This window comes from Pseudomonas sp. NyZ201, from assembly GCF_049860765.1.
GTDB lineage: Bacteria > Pseudomonadota > Gammaproteobacteria > Pseudomonadales > Pseudomonadaceae > Aquipseudomonas > Aquipseudomonas bharatica.
Map to the genome: position 1 here is coordinate 3,117,954 of NZ_CP187557.1, position 16,779 is coordinate 3,134,732.

Sequence of the window (16,779 nt, forward strand, 5' to 3'; positions counted from 1 at the left end):
AAGTTGGACAGTTTTAGCTAGCAGCTTGAGCCCTGTAATCGACAGGGCTTAGGCCGTTTAACCTCAGCTTGATGCGGTCATGGTTGTAGTAGCGGATGTACTCGTCCAGACCGGTGGTCAGCTCTTCGATGCTCTCAAACCGCTTCAAATAGAAAAACTCAGACTTGAGCGTGCCGAAGAAGCTTTCCATAGCGGCGTTATCCAGGCAATTTCCTTTGCGCGACATGCTCTGCTTTACCCCACGCTGCTCAAGTTTTTCGCGGTATTGGCGCTGCTGATAATGCCATCCCTGATCAGAGTGGATGACCAGCTTCGGCTCCTTTCCCAAGCTACTCAGGGCTTTTTCCAGCATGTTCCCCACCAGCTCATAGCTTGGGCGGCGAGCGATCTCGTAGGCCACGATCTCACTGTTGTACAAGTCCATCACTGGTGAGAGATAGAGCTTTTGCTGAGCCACTTTAAACTCCGTTACGTCAGTTACCCACTTCTGATTGGGCCGCTGGGCAATGAAGTTTCGCTCCAGCAGATTCTCGGCAATCCTGCCTATTTCTCCTCGATAGGACCGATACTTTTTAGGCCGCACGACCGCCCGCAAACCTTGGTCGGCCATCAGCCGCTCCACAACCTTCTTGTTCACCAGGATGCCTTGATTCTTGATCGCAAGCGTCACACGCCGATACCCATAGAGCCCTTTTTCCTTGTGATAGACCTGACCCACCAGCTCTTTCAGATCGGCGTGTTTATCCGGCTTTTGAAGGCTTTTGAGCTGGTAGTAGAAGGTGCTGTTCGACAACTCGACCAGGGCCAACAACGCTGACAGCGGGAATCGGGTTCGGAGTCTGGAGACGATCAGCGTTTTTTCTCTTGCCTTCGTTCCTTCTCCTCTCTCAAAGCCTTCAGCTCCTTTAGGACAGCGTTCTCCATGCGCAGATACTCGAGTTCTGCCATGAGCTGATCTCGCGGCTTCAGCGCGTCGTCAGTGTCAGTGGGTTTGAGTGGCTTGATCTTCTTGGACACGTCGGCAGACTTTTTTCGTTGAGTGGCAGTAGAGGTGGCAAGGTTGCCACTGTAGTACTGGTGCTCCCAAATGCCTACCCGGGAGGACTGTCCCAAGCCGAAGTGAGCTGCCGTTTGACGCAGGGAAAGCCGATGCTCGCGCATGTACTGCACGACCCTGCGCTTGAAATCGATGTCGTAGCGCTGACCGTGAGGTATGGGACTGATAGTGGAACGGGCTTTATAGCTCGCCACCCAGCGCCTCAGCAGGCTGAAATCGATACCGAAATGCTGGGCTACCTTTCGGAAACCATCGGTGCCCTCCAGGTAGGCAGTGATGGCTGTGAGCTTGAACTGCTCGGTGTACTTACTCATAACTCCCCCAAGGGTTGGATTAGTCTCCAACTTCTTGGGGGCAGTCCAATGTGCGCGTGCACCGCGAAACCTGTGGGAGCTGGCTTGCCAGCGATGAGGTCCTCAGCAACACCCCAGGTACATTGCCTTGCCAGCCACAGGCTGCACCACTAACCTTGCCGGCTTTCCCCGCTATTTCGCCGAGCCGTCATGTCCCGCAGCACCTCCCGCACCACAGGTCGTCCCACCTTGGCCGAAGTCGCCCGGCTTTGCGGGGTGTCGCCGATCACCGTGTCCCGGGCCCTGCGCGGGGTGGCCACGGTAGCGCCGGAGCTGGTGGAGAAGGTCCGCGCCGCCGCGGCCCAGCTCGGCTATGTCGCCAACCCTGCCGCCCGCGCCCTGGCCTCGGCGCAGAGCCAGTCGGTGGCGGTGTTGATCCCGTCGTTGTCCAACCAGCTGTTCGTCGAGACCCTCGACGCGATCCACGATGTCCTGCGCCCACGCGGGCTGGAAGTGATGATCGGCAACTTCCACTACGACGCCGCCGTGGAGGAAAACCTGCTGCGCAACTACCTTGCCCACCAACCTCGCGGCCTGCTGCTGACCGGCTTCGAGCGCAGCGAGGCGGCGCGGCGCATGCTCGCCGCCAGCCGCGTACCCTGCGTGCACATGATGGAACTGGGAGGCGAGGAGGGTGTGGTCTCGGTGGGCTTTTCCCAGCATGAAGCCGGGCGCGCCGTCGCGCGTCACCTGCTCGAACGCGGGCGCCGCCGTCTCGGTTTTATCGCTGCGCAACTGGATGCCCGCGTCCTGCAACGCGCCGAAGGCTTCCGCCAGGCCCTGGGCGAAGCCGGGCTGTACGACCCGGCACTGGAACTGCTGGTCCCGCAGCCATCGTCGATCGGCCTGGGTGGCGAGCTGTTCGGCCAGTTGCTGGCCCGCCATGGCGATATCGACGGGATCTTCTTCTGCAACGACGACCTCGCCCACGGTGCGATCTTCCAGGCCCAGCGCCAGGGCATTCGCGTCCCGGAACAGGTGGCGATGGTCGGGTTCAACGACCTGCCGGCCTCGGCCCATATGGTCCCGCGCCTGACGTCGATCCGCACGCCGCTGGCCGCTGTCGGCCGGCACGCGGCCCAGGCCTTGCTCGATCTGCTCGACGGCAGAATCGGGCAAAATCCGATCCGGGACCTGGGTTTTGCCTTGATGATCCGCGAAAGCAGCTGAAAACTGCCGATAAATGGTGATGGCCAAGCGCTTGCACGGCGCTTGCGCCCATCTATGCTGAGCACAATTCCGCCAATGGAGTGTGCGTGACATGTTCGACTCCCATCGCAAATCGGATCTGGCAGAAATCGAGCGGTGTAATCGGGCGTTGGCCGAAGCCAACGCAAAACTGGCAGCGATCAGCCGTTCCATGGCCATGATCGAGTTCAGCCCCGATGGAGTAGTACTCGACGCAAACGAGCATTTTTGCAACGCCATGGGTTACAGCCTCGAGGAAATCCGCGGCCAGCATCACCGGATTTTCTGCGAGGAGGCCTACACCAAGACCGAAGAGTACCGCCAGTTGTGGCGCGACCTGGCCCAGGGCCAGGCACGTAGCGGTACCTTCCTGCGGCTCGATCGCAAGCGCCAGGAACTGTGGCTGGAGGCCAGCTACATGCCGGTGTTCGGCAGCAATGGCGTGGTCACCAGCATCATCAAGGTGGCCAGTGATATTACCGAGCGGGTGGTGCACGAGCACGAGGCGGACTGCCTGCTCGAGGCCATTGGCCGCTCGATGGCGGTGATCGAGTTCACCCCGGAAGGTCGGGTGATCAAGGCCAACGACAACTTCCTGCGCACCATGCACTACCGCCTCGACGAGATCGTGGGCCAGCACCACAGCCTGTTCTGCCACAAAAGCGAAAGCGAGTCGGCCCAGTACAAGGCCTTCTGGGCCTCGCTCAATCGTGGCGAGTACCACTCGCACCGCTTCGAGCGGATCAACAAACTGGGGCAGATGGTCTACCTGGAAGCTTCGTACAACCCGATCTTCGATACCAAGGGACGGTTGTACAAGGTGGTCAAGTTCGCCAGCGATATCACCCATCAGGTCTGCACCCAGCAATCGGCCGCCGAGGCGGCCCACGCTACCTCGGTGCAGAACGACGCCTGCGCGCGCAAGGGATCGGAGGTCGTGCAGCAGACCGTGCATGTGATCGAAGAGATTTCCCATGACCTCAATGAAGCGGCGCGCAGCATCGATGCAGTGAATCGCCAGTCGGAACTGATCGGGCAGATCGTCCTGACCATCCGCGGGATCGCCGACCAGACCAACCTGCTGGCCCTGAACGCGGCCATCGAAGCCGCGCGGGCCGGCGAGCACGGCCGCGGGTTTGCCGTGGTGGCCGAGGAAGTGCGCAACCTTGCGGCGCGCACCAGCAAGGCCACGGTAGAGATCGTCGAGGTGGTGCGGCAGAACCACGACCTGTCGCTCAAGGCAGTGGCCAGCATGCAGTCCAGCCTGAGTCGAACGGGGCAGGGGGTGGATCTTGCGAATGAAGCGGGCGAGGTGATCCTGGAGATCCAGCAAGGGTCGCGGCATGTGGTGGATGCCATCAGCCAGATCAATTCGACGCTGCAACTGCACTAGCCTTCAGGGCCTCATCGCTGGCAAGCCAGCTCCCACAGGGGTTCTGTGGGAGCTGGCTTGCCAGCGATGAGGCCCTCAGCCCCACAACAGGGTTTTCAGACCGCAGCCGCCAGCTGCGCCACCACATGCTCCTTGCGAATCCGCGCCAGGGGTACGCTGACCAGTGCCAGGGTCAGCACCACCGTCACGGCGATCCCCCAGGCCGCCAGGCCAAAGCCCCCCAGTGAAATCAGCCCGCCGGAAATCGCCGGCCCTACTGCCAGGCCCAGGCTCAGGAAGCTTCCCGCCGCCGCCACTACCCGGCCTTCGCGATCCAGCTCCGCCGCCAGCCCGGTGAGGTAGCTCAGGGCATAGAAGTAGGTGATGCAGATGGTCATGACCCCGGCGGTATACATCGTTTTCGAATGCTCGCCCAGGACGTAGCTGAGGCTGGTAGCCCCCGTCAGCAACACGGCGAGGATCACCGGTGTGCTCATGCCGAAGCGCTTGCCGATCATCGCGGCCAGCAAGGGGCCGACCAGTCCGACCACCGATTGCACCGAAAGCAGCACGCCCAGTTCGTCACCGCTGTAGCCGACCATGGTGCCGATGCGCTCGACGAACGCCCAGCCCATGGTGTCCCGTGCCTGGAACACGAACATCGCCAGCATCATGCACACCGCCGGCAGGCTGAGCAGGACATTGCCCTGGCCTGTGCGGCTGACCACCACGGTTTCGGCCAGGGTTGCACGCTGCGCCATGAACGGGATCGCCAGCAGCATCACCGCCATGGTCGCGGCCATTGCGTAGTACAGCCCGGGCAGGCCGAACGCCGCCATGACCTTGGCGTAGCCGAGCATCACCACGATCATCAGCAATACCGACAACACGTTCATGTGCCCGGCGATGCGATCCGGCTGTTTCGCACTGGATACCGCCGCGTTGCCGCAGGCCAGGGCCAGGCCGGCGCCGACTCCGGCAACGCAGCGCACCGCTGCCAGGGTGTAGAGGTCGACAATATGGGCGCTGACCAGGTTGGCCACGATTGCCAGCAGGGTGCCGGCGATCGCCAGGGTACGCCGGGGGGCGCGGCCCATGAACGGTGCCACCAGCAAGGAGGCCAGCATGGTGAAGCCGAACTCCGCCGACATCAGCAGCCCCGCCTGGGCCTCGTTGAGTTGCAGGTCGTGGATGATCGCGCTGATCAGGAACGGCAGGGCCCACAGGCCGAGCAGGCCGACACCGTAGGCCGACGCGGCGGCGGAGAACACCAGGCTCCAGCTCTCGGGCAGGAAGTTGCGTATTGTTTTCATTGTGGTTTTCCCGGATTTGCACGCAAAAAAGCGCGCCATTATCGGCGCGCTTGGGTTTTTTTCATTGCTGACTTTCGTCGACTGGCGTGCCGTCGTCGTATTGCGACAGCCAGGTCACCATGGCATCCCGGTAGCGGGTAAAGCCCTTGTAGTCCACCAGTTCCTGGTCCAGGTCGCGGATTACCCGGTGCATGCGCTTGGCCCATTGCGGGGCAAAGTCGGCCAGCTGTTGCAGGCTGACCAGGTAGGTGCGTACCGGGAACAGCACGGCGTTGCTGCGCGGCAAACGGTGCAGCGGTTGCAGTTCGATGCGCAGGTTGACCAATTCGCCGGCGTTTTGCGCAGTCACCGTGGTGCGGTCCGGTGCCCAGTCGGGCAGGGTTTCGGCAGAGGTTTCCAGGCGCGGGTTGACCGTGATGGACCAGTTGGTGCGCCGCACCGGGTGCCCCGGACGCAGGCGCAGGAGGAATTTCAGCGCACGCTGGAGGATGCCCATTTCATGCAGCTTCGGCACCGGGCCATGGAACTCCATGAAGCTCATGCCGAGGTTGAAGCGCAGCGAGTAGTCGGCGCGCTGGGTGGCCATGCCGGCGCCCATCACCAGGGTGTCGTCGCGCTCTTCGAGAAGAATGAATTCGCCCTGTGCCTGGCGGGTGATGTATTCCATCGGTTCCATTGGCAGGGTGCTGGCATCGCCGAAGATGAAGCTGTCGTCCAGGCCCAGCGGACGGTTGATCCAGCGCCACTGGCTGCCTTTCTTTTCCAGGCTGAAATGCTCCGGATAATCGCGGGAATACGATTCCATCAGCAGTTCGAGCAGGTCCCACTGGGCTTCCATCATGTGCGGCAGGGCGGCGTAATGCACACCCGGCTGGCTTTCAAGGATCTGCGCGCGGTGATGGCACTCGGAGATGTAGTGTTCGTCGATATCGAACTGGGCGCGCAGCGCGCCCTCGCCGAAGGGCACATGGGGCTCGACGTTCATCGAGTACATGTACTGGTCTTCCGGATAGGGAAAGGGCAGGCGCAGCACCGCTTCGCGGCTGTTGCGGTAGGTGAAGCCCCTGGCATCGAGGTCGGCGTAGCTTTCGATCGGCTTGAATACGGTCATTTGTTGTTGTCCTGTCTCAGAGGTCCACGACCAGGCGTGTGCAATTGGCGCGGGATACGCATGGCATGAATTTGCGCTTGCCCAGCTTGTCTTCCTCGCTGAGCCAGTCATCGCGGTGGTCCAGTTCACCGTCCACTTCCAGTACTTCGGTTTCGCAGTAGCCACAGGCGCCGCCGCGGCACAGGTAGGGCACCTTGTAGCCGGCCTGCTCGGCGGCTTCGAGCAGCGATTGCTCGGCCGGCACCTCGAGGGTCACGCCCTGGCGCGCCAGGGTGACGCTGAACGGCTGGCCACTGGAGCCTTGCTCGACGAAGCGCTCGTAGTGGATATGGCTGTCGGTCCAGCCAAGGGCGCGGGCGCCTTCGATGGTGTCGTCGATCATGCTGTCCGGGCCGCACACATACACATGGCTGCCAAGGGGGCGGCCAAAGAGGATGCGCGGGATGTCCATGCGTTCATCCTCGCCCTGTACATAGAGGTGCACGCGGGTGCCGTAGCGCTCCTGCAACTCGCGCCCAAGGGCGATGTGCCCGGGGCCGCGCACGGCCAGGTGCAATTCGAAGCTGGCCTTTTTCAATTCCAGCTCTTCCAGTTGCGAGTAGACCGGGGTGATGCCTACGCCGCCGGCGATGAACAGGTGCTGGCGGCCGTGCTTGGCCAGCGGGAACAGGTTGGCCGGTTGCAGGATCTGCAGCAGATCGCCTTCAGCGACCCGCTCGTGCAGGTAGCGCGAGCCACCACGGCCATCGGCGACGCGGCGTACGGCAATCTGGTAGGCGCTGGAGTCGTAGGGCGAGCTCATCAACGAGTAGGCGTTGCGGTGGGTCTTGTCGCCGTCCTCGAGGATCACCACCACATGGCTGCCGCCGGAGAAGGCCGGCAGGTGCTTGCCATCCGGGTCGACCAGGGTGAAGCGGGTGATTTCCGGAGTCATCGCCTCGATGCGGGCGACGCGCACGCTCAGGGTGCCGTTATGGGTGTTCATGTATCGAGCTCCTCGGCGGCGGGCAATTCGCCCGGGACTTCGCCGTCGGCCTTGATGCCCTGGAAGGCGGCCAGACGACGGGAATAGTGATCGCGCACCACCAGGTGCAACTGGCAGCCCGGACAGACGAAGACGCGCTGGGTGACGTTCTCGGTGTAGGTGTCGCAATGCGCGCACCAGACCCGGCGGACCAGGGTGCCGCTGTGTTCGCGCAGCACTTCGTCGCGATTAAGGTCCACGGCGTTGGCCGCCTGCATGGCCGTACCGATGAAGCTTTCCGAGCCGCTGAGGTACAGTCGTGTGCCCATGCGTGCATCGCCGAGCCGCTCGCGCAGGGCATCGATCAGTTCCTGGTTGCTGGCGAATACCTCCAGCCCGGCGACCTCGGTCTGCTGCAAGGCCTGCAGGTGGTTATGGCCGGAGAAGGATTCGACGGAATAGAGCAGGGTGCTGTTGCCGCGCTGTTCGTTGGACATGTCGCCGATCAGGCGCAGCATGGCCGCGCCGCCGCTGCCCTGGCCCGCAATCAGATGGCGCAGGCCACCTGCCATGGGGTGCAGCCGGTCGTAGACCGGGCGGCTTTTGATGCCGGTGATTAGCATGGAGAGTCCTCTTATGCCATATTGCCTATGGTGTTATATGTTTTGTGTCGGCCGCCACAATCGGCGTTTTCATCGGTGATCAGTGCTTGAACATGACGTGGCGCACGCAGGTGTAGTCCTCCAGGCCATACATGGACATGTCCTTGCCATAGCCGGACTGCTTCATGCCGCCATGGGGCATTTCGCTGACCAGCATGAAATGGGTGTTGACCCAGGTGCAGCCATATTGCAGGCGCGCCGAAAGGCGGGTAGCCCGACCGATGTCCCGGGTCCACACCGAGGAGGCCAGGCCGTAGTCGGAGTCGTTGGCCCAGGCCAGGGCCTGTGCTTCGTCGTCGAACGGGGTAATGCTGACGACCGGGCCGAACACCTCGCGCTGGACGATCTCGTCGTCCTGCCGGGCATCTGCCAGCACGGTCGGTTCGAAGAAGAAGCCCGGGCCATCGACCCGGTTGCCACCAGTGATTACGCGGATATGCGGCTGCGCCTTGGCCCGCGTGACGAAGCCCTCCACGCGCTGCAGATGATCGCGGGTGATCAATGGGCCGAGTTCGGTTTCCGGATCGTCCTGCAGGCCCATGCGCAGGCTGGCGACGGCCTCGCCCAGCTGATTGACGAAGCGCTCGTAGACACCGCGCTGTACATACAGGCGGCAGGCTGCGGTGCAGTCCTGGCCGGCGTTGTAGAACGCGAAGGCGCGGATGCCCTCGACCGCCGCATCGATATCGGCGTCGTCGAAGATCAGCACCGGGGCCTTGCCGCCCAGCTCCATATGGGTACGTTTGACGCTGCCGGCGGTGCTGGCAATGATCCGCGCGCCGGTGGCGACCGAGCCGGTGAGGGACACCATGCGCACCTTGGAATGATTGACCAGCGGTTCGCCTACGCTAGGGCCGCGACCGAACAGAATATTGACCACGCCCGCCGGGAACAGCCCGGCGATCAGCTCGGCCAGGGCCAGGGCGGTCAGCGGGGTCTGTTCGGAAGGCTTGAGCACCACGGTATTGCCAGCGGCCAGCGCGGGTGCCAGCTTCCAGGCGACCATCATCAGCGGGTAGTTCCACGGCGCGATGGAGGCGATAACGCCCAGCGGGTCGCGGCGGATCATCGACGTATGACCCGGCAGGTACTCGCCACCCGCCGAGCCCGACAGGCAACGGCTGGCACCGGCGAAATAGCGGAACACGTCGGCGATGGCCGGGATCTCGTCGTTCAGCGCAGCCTGGTAGGGCTTGCCACAGTTCAGCGACTCCAGCCGGGCCAGGTGTTCGGCATTGGCCTCGATCAGGTCCGCCAGCTTGAGGAGGAGGTGGGCGCGGTCTTTCGGCGGGGTCTGCGCCCAGCCGTCGAACGCCTGGTCGGCGGCTTGCACGGCGGCGTCCACCTGGGCGCTGCTGGCCTCGGGAATGTTTGCCAGCACTGCACCTTCGGACGGGTTGTACACGGCGTAGGGATCACCTTGGCCATCGACCAGTTGGCCGTTGATCAGGAGTCGGGTCTGCATTGCGTATTCCTGCTTGGAGTTATTGGTGAATACAGGCGCACAGGAGCAATGGCCTGTGCAAGGCTTAAACATATAAAACCATATCTTAAATTTGCTGCCTAGCCTCTCCGTGCTTTTTTGCCTTGCCGCAAGGAAACGAGGCGCTAACACCTGGGCTGTGCTTCGCTATAAGATGCGAAACCGAATTTTTAACCGGGTGCCTTGGTGGTGCTCGAAAGGGAGAGGCAATGACTGCCCTGAATAGTGCCCGCAACACCGCGTTCATCCGCCTGCGCCAGGAGGGGCGCACCGATGAAGTGGCGCGGCGTCTGGTCGAGGCCATCGAACTTGGCCTGTTCGCCGAGGGCCAGCAATTGCCCAGCGAGTCGGAACTGGCCCTGCAGCTGGGCGTGGCCACGGTGACCCTGCGCGAGGCCTTGGTGGTGCTGCGCCAGCGTGGCCTGATCGAAACCCGTCGTGGTCGCAATGGCGGCAGCTTCGTCTGCGCCCCGGTGGAACTGCCCGAGGCGCTGCTTCTGCAAAGGCTGCGTGAAATGAGCGGGCCCGACCTGCGCGACCTCGGCGACGAGCAGACGGCGATCTCCGGCACGGCCGCGCGCCTGGCGGCCAGGCGCAGTTCGCCAGAGCAGCAGGCGCGCATCGGCCAGCATATAGAAACCCTGCGCCAGGCCGGCTCGCGTCTGGCCCGGCACCGTGCCGACGCACGCTTTCACATCGAGGTAGCGGCGGCTGCCCAATCCCTGCGCTTGACCCACGCAGAAATGCGCCTGCAGTCGGAAATCGGCGAACTGTTGTGGATGGAGGCGGCTGGCGGCGGCGATATCACCTTGGTGGAACAGGAACACCAGGCGATTCTCCAGGCCTTGGTCGCGGGTGACCCGGTGCTGGCCGGTGCCTTGGCCGAAGCCCACGTCACCCGAGGCATCAAGCGTTTGATAAGCCTGCGCCTGGAACTGTTGGCGGCTGATCCGGACTGACTCCTTCTTCCCACCCCATGACCAGAACTGCCGGACCCTGTGTGAGGTAATGCCATGTTTGCCCCGAGCGATAACGCGTCCTTCTCGGCCTGCGCCCAGCAGCTGGACAGTACCCTGGGCACCATTTTCGGCCAGGTGCGCGAACTGGCCGAAGAAACCCGTACCCTGTGGCAGCGGGTCCTGGCCGAAGGTCGCCAGCCCGTGGCCCGGGACCTGGCGTCGCTGCGCCCGGCCATCGACAAGCAACTGTTCGCCACCGGGGCCTTTGGCTGTGGCGGTGGCGTGATCGTGGCCCCCAATGGCCTGGCCGACCGCGAGATGCACCTGGAGTGGTGGTACCTGGCCGATGGTGGCAAGACCTTGCCATTGCGTCCCAACTTCGACCGCCGCCGCGAGAATTACTACGACTACAACGCCATGCCGTGGTACAGCAAGCCGCGCGACACCGGGCGCAGCGTGGTGGAAGGGCCATACGTGGACCTCTACGGCACCAACATGTACGTGCTGACCTTCACCATGCCGATTTATGTCGAGGGCCGCTTCATTGGCGTGGCGGGGCTCGACCTTTCGCTGCATAACGTCGAGCGGCTCCTGGTGAAAAGCCTTATGCGCCTGGATCACGAGGCGGTGCTGGTATCCGCCGAGGGGCGGGTGATCGCCTCGAATACAGCGAACTGGATGGTCGGGGACCTGGTATCGACCCTGCTCAACGACATGCAACTGGGGGAGATTCGCCTGACCTTGTCGGAATCGGAGACCGGTTGGTCGCTGGTGCGCTTGCCAGGGTTGCGCTGAATTCTTCCAGCGTAGCGAGCGCAGCGTCAGGCGTTTCGTTCCAGCCGTGTCAGCAAGCGCTCCAGGCTCCCTTCCAGGGCGTGCTTCAAGTCCTGCAAGCGCGCGTCGTCGACTTCCTCGGCACATCCGCGCTCCAGTGCATCGCAGCGCTCCACCAGCCCTCTTGCCTTGAGCATTTTCATGCCTCCGCGAATCCGGTGCGCCAGGGCCTTCACCTGGGCAAGCGGAGCCTGCGGCCCCAAGGCCCGCAGCGAAGCCAGGTCCTGCTCGGTGCTTTTCGCCAACTGTTCCACCAGCCGGCGGATCATTTGCGGGTCGTTCTGCGTCAGATGCCGCAGCTCGTCCAGGTCGAAGCCGCTGTCATCCTCGGCCGTCGCCGACTCCAGCCCGCTCAGATGGCTGCGCAACGCGCCCAGCCCGATCGGCTTGAACAGGCAATCATCCATCCCCGAAGCCAGGCAGCGGTCCCGCTCTTCGGCCTGGGCGTTTGCCGTCAGGCCCAGGATCAGGCAGCGCTGTCCCGGGCTTTCTTCCGTCCGCACCGCGCGGGCCAGTTGATGTCCATCCATCCCCGGCATGTTGCAGTCGGTAATCAGTACGTCGAAGTTGCCTTCCCGCCACATCTGCAAGGCCTGGGCGCCGTTGTCCGCCTGGCTGACCCGGTGGCCTAGCACGTCCAGTTGCTTGCCCAGCAGCATCAGGTTGGCCGGGTAGTCATCCACTACCAGGATATTCAGCGACAGGGTGCTGGCCGGGCTTTGCGTGGTCTTCGGCGCCGCGACTGCCCGCTCACTGGCCAACGGCAGCAGCAGCGAGACCTCGGCCCGGGTCCCGTGCCCCGGCTCGCTGGACAGGCGCAGGGCGCCGCCCATCAATTCGCACAGGGTGCGGCTGATCACCAGGCCCAGGCCGCTGCCCTGGCCCGCAGGCTGCCCGCCCGCCTGGACGAAAGGGCTGAACAGACGGGCCTGGTCCGCCGCGCTGATGCCGATGCCGCTGTCTTCCACGACCAGGCGGACCCGTGCTTCATTTGCCTGGGGTTCCAGCTCCAGGCCGACGCGCACTTCGCCGCGTTCGGTGAACTTCAGCGCATTGCTGATCAAATTCGCCAGGACCTGGCGCAGGCGCAGCGGATCCACCGCCAGCGGCCGCGTTGCCGGCGGCAGGTCGAGGCGCAGCTCCAGGCCCTTGAGACGGGCACTGCTCTCGAACACCCGCGCGGTGGCACGAACCAGTGCGCACAGGTCGGTCGGCTCCGGGGCGAGGGTCATGTGCCCGGATTCGATGCGGGCGATATCCAGCACGTCGCCGATAAGCTCCAGCAGGGCACTGGCCGAATCGAAGGCTACCTGCAGCGACGGCTGGTCGATGCGCCCTTGCCCGGCGTCCTTCAGGGCCAGCTCGAGCAGGCCGATCACCGCATTCATCGGCGTGCGGATTTCATGGCTCATGATGGCGAGGAAGGTGCTCTTGGCATGGTTGGCGCTGTCGGCCTGTTCCTTGGCCTGGCGCAGTTCGACGAGCAAGCCCTCGCTGATCTTCAACTGGCGCTGCAAGGCTTCTTCGGCAGCGGTGCGCTGGGCGACCAGGCGCCGCAGGTAGCGGTTCCACAGGACCACGGCGGCGATCGCCAGGCTGGCCGCCAGGAGAATCTGCAGGACCAGCCCGCGATAGTTGCGCCAAGGGTTGTCGCTGACCAGCGCATTGGTGCGCCAGCGGTTGGCGAGCAGGGTCATTTCGTCCGGCTCGATGCTCAGCAGGGTCTTTTCCAGGATGGCGTGCAGTTCATTGTCGCCCCGGGCGGTGGCGAAGGCCGCGGTGGCCGGGCTGTCGTCCAGCAGTGCGGCAATGCGCAGGCGATCCTTGAACAGGCGGCTGATGAAATAGGCGGCGTTGATCTGCGAACTGATGGCCGCGTCGGCGCGACCCTGGGCCACGTATTCCATCAGGGCCAGCGGATCGTCGACTTCGACCAGTTCGATGGCGGGATGCTCGCGGCGCAGGGTGTCGGCGAACGGCGTGCCGCGGATCAGCGCCAGGCGCTTGCCCTGCAAGGCCTCGGCGGTGTCCGGGGCATCGGCGCGGATGGAGGTCACCAGGACCCGCGGCGTGGTCAGGTACGGCCGGGTGAACTGCAGGCCGCGGGCACGCTCGCCGCCATAGGGCAGGGCGCCGATCAGGTCGGCCTGGCCGCTCTCTACCAACTGGATCATCTGCGCCACGCTGGCGGCCTCGATGGTCTGGAAGCGCAGCCCGGTGCGCAGGCTGATCTGCTCCAGGAGATCGGCGGTGATCCCGCGGAACTGCTGCTTGTCGTCGAGGAAGGTCAAGGGCGCGAAGTACTTGTTGATCACCACCTTGAGGTCCGGATGCCGGCGGATCCAGTCCTGTTCCCCAGGTTGCAGTTGCAGCACCCCACGGTTGAGCAGCGGGCTGTTGAGGCCGCTGCTCCAGCGACGCGCGACGTTGATCCGGTCGCTTTCCGACAGACTGGCCAGGGCCTGGTCGATGAGCCGCAGCAGGGTAACGTTGTCGTGTTCCAGGGCGAACCTGAACGACGAGCGCAGGGGCTTGACGTACCAGGCGATCTGCACGCTGTCGCGATAATGGTTGCCGATCAGGTAGTCGGAACTGATGGCGTCGCCGATGAAGGCGTCGGCATCGCCCTGGGTCAGGGCAGCCAATGCCGCCATGCTCGAGGCGTAGAGTTGCAGCCTGGCATCGGGATAGACCTGGCGGATGCGCTCCACCGGCAGGTAATGATCGACCATTGCCAGGCGCGCGCCGGCCAGCTTGTCGGCGGGGTTGCGCGGCTTGCCCAGCGGCGTGGCGACGATGGCCTGGTCGTCGGCGTAGGGCTGGCTGAGCAGCAGTTCGCTGTTGGCTTCCTCGAAGCCGTTGGCGCTGCCGAGCAGGTCGATCTCGCCGCGCTCCAGGGCGCGGATCGCGGCACTGCGGCTGGGGTAGTGCAGGACCTCCACGTCAACCTTCAACTGCTCGCCGAGCAGGCCGGCGTAGTCGGCGGTCAGGCCTTCGTAGTCGTGCTGGCTGACATTGATATCGAAGGGCGGATAGTCCGGTGCCGAGGTACCGAGGCGTAGCTGCTTCCTCTGCTCCAGCCATTGCCGGTCGGCAACGCCGAGCGTTGGCGGGGCACTGCTGCTCAGGGAGCGTCCGAGCAGTTCCCGCGGCACTGCCTCCTGCGCCGGCAGCGGCGGCGACAGCACCAGGCCCAAGGTCAGGGCCAGCAGTGGCAGGATGTTCATCGGTCGTTCAGATCATCCCGCGGCGGTTCGCCAGGTCGAGCAGCTCGGCCAGGGAACGCACCTGGAGCTTGTCCATGATGCGGGTCTTGTAGGTGCTGATGGTCTTCGAGCTCAGGATCATGGCCTGGGCGATCTCGTTGTTGGTCGCGCCCTTGGCCAGTTGCCGCATCACTTCGAATTCGCGGTTGGAGAGGCGGTCCAGGCGGTCGTCCTCGGTTTGCGAGCGTGGGCCCAGGCTCAGCGCATCCGGCAGATAGGAGTAACCGCTGAGCACGGCCTTGAGCGCGCCGAGGAGGATGGACAGGTCTTCATCCTTGCGCACGAAGGCCGAGGCGCCGGCTTCGATGCAGCGTTTGGCGAACAACCGCGGCGGCCGACCGGTGAAGACCATGATCCGCGGCGCCGGATCGAGGGCGCGCAGGCGTTCCAGTACGCTGAGGCCGTCCAGGCGGGGCAGGCCGAGGTCGAGCACGACGACGTCGGGGGCGAGCTCCTGGCTCAGGCTCACCGCACTGACCCCGTCGTGGGCTTCGCCGATCACGTCGTAGCCTTCGCGCTCCAGCAGCAGGCGGGCGGCAAAACGGATGGTGGGATGATCGTCGACGATCAGGATCTTGTGCATCGTGTAGGAAACTCCTGCATCAGGAATGGATTTTTCCCGAGTCACTCAGGAGGGAAAACCGCCGGTTCAGACGGGCCGCTCACGATACGTCGAATCAGGTTCGATGAGTACGAGGAGTATAGAAGCGTGGAAGAATTCAGCCTGCCTAGATGAAAATTCCTACAAAAAGCGCGAAGGGTCCTTCAGTAGGAAACGGCCCACGTAGGGCGAGGCATAGGATTTTGCCTGACTGTGCAGGGCAATCAGGCTGAAGGACGTGGCACATCCAGAGTAGGAAAACGCACCGTCAATGCCCGGCCAGCCGGCTACCGGGCATCAGGCGCAGGGTGTTGCTCACTTCGGCCTGGATCTTGTAGGCCGGTGCTTCCACGGCTTCGTAGTCACGGGTGTAACGCGCGGCGAAATCATCCACGCCCCATTGCTGGTATTGCTGCACGTGCTTGAGCTCGTGGGCCCAGAGCGCAACGTTGTCGCCGGCGTCCGCGGCGTTGCGAAAGACGATCACGTCCACCAGGGTGACGGCGGCGACATCCGGGTTCTGCAGGAAGGCGCTGGCGGCGTCCAGTTGTTCGGGATTGCCGACCTGATAGCGCGCTGCGTCGAGCACCTGGAAGTCATACCAGGGCTCGAGCTGTGCGCGGATGTTCAGCGGAATGGGTTCGACCCCGGCCGCCACCGCGGTGTCGCGTGACAACCTGAGCCAGTTGGCCAGGCCCGAGGAGGCCATGCGCGCGACGTTGTCGAGCAGGGTGAACAGATCGTCGGTCGTGCCCTGCGGGGCGGTGGCGGCGGGTGCCGTGGCGACTGCGCCGAGGGCAAGACACAACAGCAGTGGACGGTACAGCGGAAACTTCAAGACAGGACTCCTGCCGTTACGCTCGGGGGTGAGCAGTTTGACCGGGATTCGCCACGTTGGTTGAGCCACGCGGAAAAAATCCTCGAGGGCTTGAGGGCGCGCGGCGAGGCAGGCATCCTGCGCCCTTCGACCTGCCAGGAGTCATCATGGACGCCTCGACCCTTCTGCTGTACATCATCGCCGCCAGTGCGGTGATGATCACACCCGGCCCGGCCATGCTCCTGGCCTTGAACAACGGTGCCAGCCATGGCATGCGCGTGGCCGGCTTCGGCATGGCCGGGGCGATGCTCTCCGACCTGATCCTGATCGCCGCCGTGGGGTGTGGCCTTGGCGCCTTGTTGCAGGCGTCGGAACAGTTGTTCAGCCTGGTCAAGTGGGTAGGCGCGGCGTACCTGCTGTACCTGGCGGTGGTGCTCTGGCGGGCGCCGGTGCGGGCGCTCGGGGTGAGTGGCGGGGCGGCGGCGGTCAGTGGCCGGTCGACCTTCGTCCGAGCGCTGATCGTCGGCCTGTCCAATCCCAAGGGCCTGCTGTTCTTTTCCGCGTTCCTGCCGCAATTCATCCGTCCGGAGCAGCCGGTGGTGCAGCAGTACCTGATCCTGGCGGTGATCACCGCATCCCTCGATTGCCTGATGATGGTGGTCTACGCCCTGGGCGGCCGGCATGCGGTACGGGCTTTCTCGGCGCGGGTCATGCAATGGATCAACCGGGGTTGTGCCGGGATGCTGGCGGTGCTGGCCGTCGGTTTGAGCCTGTACCGGCGCAACGATCTGCATTAAAT

Annotated in this window: 13 protein-coding genes and 2 pseudogenes; 6 read left to right on the forward strand and 9 right to left on the reverse strand. The window is 64.0% G+C overall.

Annotated features, from left to right (window positions below; translation table 11 throughout):
• Positions 1-13 precede the first annotated feature (13 nt).
• A protein-coding gene (locus ACPFMA_RS13870; protein ID WP_425928249.1) for an IS3 family transposase occupies positions 14-1,371 on the reverse strand; the annotation gives its coding sequence in 2 pieces (ribosomal slippage) (positions 14-895 and positions 898-1,371; 1,356 coding nt in all).
• A gap of 189 nt (positions 1,372-1,560) precedes the next feature.
• Here ACPFMA_RS13870 and ACPFMA_RS13875 point away from each other — a divergent pair.
• The 3 genes and pseudogenes from ACPFMA_RS13875 to ACPFMA_RS13885 form a co-directional block, all read left to right on the forward strand.
• Entirely contained in the window at positions 1,561-2,580 is a 1,020-nt protein-coding gene (locus ACPFMA_RS13875; protein WP_420056548.1) for a LacI family DNA-binding transcriptional regulator, read from the forward strand.
• 91 nt (positions 2,581-2,671) lie between these two features.
• Positions 2,672-3,454 (forward strand): annotated as a pseudogene (locus tag ACPFMA_RS13880) (PAS domain-containing protein); the annotation flags it as partial.
• A 111-nt stretch (positions 3,455-3,565) separates the two neighbouring features.
• A pseudogene (locus ACPFMA_RS13885) lies at positions 3,566-3,991 on the forward strand (methyl-accepting chemotaxis protein); the annotation flags it as partial.
• A 95-nt stretch (positions 3,992-4,086) separates the two neighbouring features.
• On the opposite strand, the gene ACPFMA_RS13890 reads toward ACPFMA_RS13885, so the two are convergent.
• The 5 genes from ACPFMA_RS13890 to ACPFMA_RS13910 form a co-directional block, all read right to left on the reverse strand.
• Positions 4,087-5,283 (reverse strand): MFS transporter, encoded by a 1,197-nt coding sequence (locus ACPFMA_RS13890; RefSeq protein WP_425930529.1) that lies wholly within the window; start codon positions 5,281-5,283, stop codon positions 4,087-4,089.
• A gap of 61 nt (positions 5,284-5,344) precedes the next feature.
• The gene (locus tag ACPFMA_RS13895) at positions 5,345-6,394 is read right to left on the reverse strand and encodes a heme-dependent oxidative N-demethylase family protein (protein ID WP_420056546.1); all 1,050 of its coding nucleotides are present in this window, start codon (positions 6,392-6,394) and stop codon (positions 5,345-5,347) included.
• A gap of 16 nt (positions 6,395-6,410) precedes the next feature.
• Positions 6,411-7,379: a PDR/VanB family oxidoreductase gene (locus ACPFMA_RS13900; protein WP_425930530.1), complete on the reverse strand. Its 969-nt coding sequence runs from the start codon at positions 7,377-7,379 to the stop codon at positions 6,411-6,413.
• Positions 7,376-7,981, reverse strand: a complete 606-nt coding sequence (locus ACPFMA_RS13905; protein ID WP_425930531.1) for a dimethylamine monooxygenase subunit DmmA family protein — start codon at positions 7,979-7,981, stop codon at positions 7,376-7,378. The genes ACPFMA_RS13900 and ACPFMA_RS13905 overlap by 4 nt, the downstream gene beginning before the upstream one ends.
• A 79-nt stretch (positions 7,982-8,060) precedes the next feature.
• Positions 8,061-9,485 carry a gamma-aminobutyraldehyde dehydrogenase gene (locus ACPFMA_RS13910; protein ID WP_064301266.1) on the reverse strand — a complete coding sequence of 475 codons (1,425 nt, stop codon included), beginning with the start codon at positions 9,483-9,485 and terminating at the stop codon, positions 8,061-8,063.
• A 227-nt stretch (positions 9,486-9,712) separates the two neighbouring features.
• Here ACPFMA_RS13910 and ACPFMA_RS13915 point away from each other — a divergent pair, with 227 nt between their 5' ends.
• Positions 9,713-10,462: a FadR/GntR family transcriptional regulator gene (locus ACPFMA_RS13915; RefSeq protein ID WP_009398404.1), complete on the forward strand. Its 750-nt coding sequence runs from the start codon at positions 9,713-9,715 to the stop codon at positions 10,460-10,462.
• 54 nt (positions 10,463-10,516) lie between these two features.
• Entirely contained in the window at positions 10,517-11,257 is a 741-nt protein-coding gene (locus ACPFMA_RS13920) for a PDC sensor domain-containing protein (protein ID WP_064301264.1), read from the forward strand.
• A 26-nt stretch (positions 11,258-11,283) separates the two neighbouring features.
• Here the strand turns inward: ACPFMA_RS13920 and ACPFMA_RS13925 are convergent, their stop codons facing one another.
• The 3 genes from ACPFMA_RS13925 to ACPFMA_RS13935 all read right to left on the reverse strand — a co-directional run bounded on the left by ACPFMA_RS13925 (position 11,284) and on the right by ACPFMA_RS13935 (position 16,001).
• On the reverse strand, positions 11,284-14,523 hold the full coding sequence (locus tag ACPFMA_RS13925) for a transporter substrate-binding domain-containing protein (protein ID WP_425930532.1): 3,240 nt from the start codon (positions 14,521-14,523) through the stop codon (positions 11,284-11,286).
• A 7-nt stretch (positions 14,524-14,530) separates the two neighbouring features.
• A complete protein-coding gene (locus ACPFMA_RS13930) occupies positions 14,531-15,145 on the reverse strand; it encodes a response regulator transcription factor (protein WP_064301262.1) in 615 nt (204 codons plus the stop codon).
• A gap of 286 nt (positions 15,146-15,431) precedes the next feature.
• Complete coding sequence (locus tag ACPFMA_RS13935) at positions 15,432-16,001, reverse strand: DUF4157 domain-containing protein (protein ID WP_425930533.1); 570 nt, start codon at positions 15,999-16,001, stop codon at positions 15,432-15,434.
• Between the two features lie 146 nt (positions 16,002-16,147).
• Between ACPFMA_RS13935 and ACPFMA_RS13940 the strand changes: the two genes are divergently transcribed.
• Positions 16,148-16,777 carry a LysE family translocator gene (locus tag ACPFMA_RS13940; RefSeq protein ID WP_420056541.1) on the forward strand — a complete coding sequence of 210 codons (630 nt, stop codon included), beginning with the start codon at positions 16,148-16,150 and terminating at the stop codon, positions 16,775-16,777.
• The last annotated feature ends 2 nt before the right edge of the window (positions 16,778-16,779 follow it).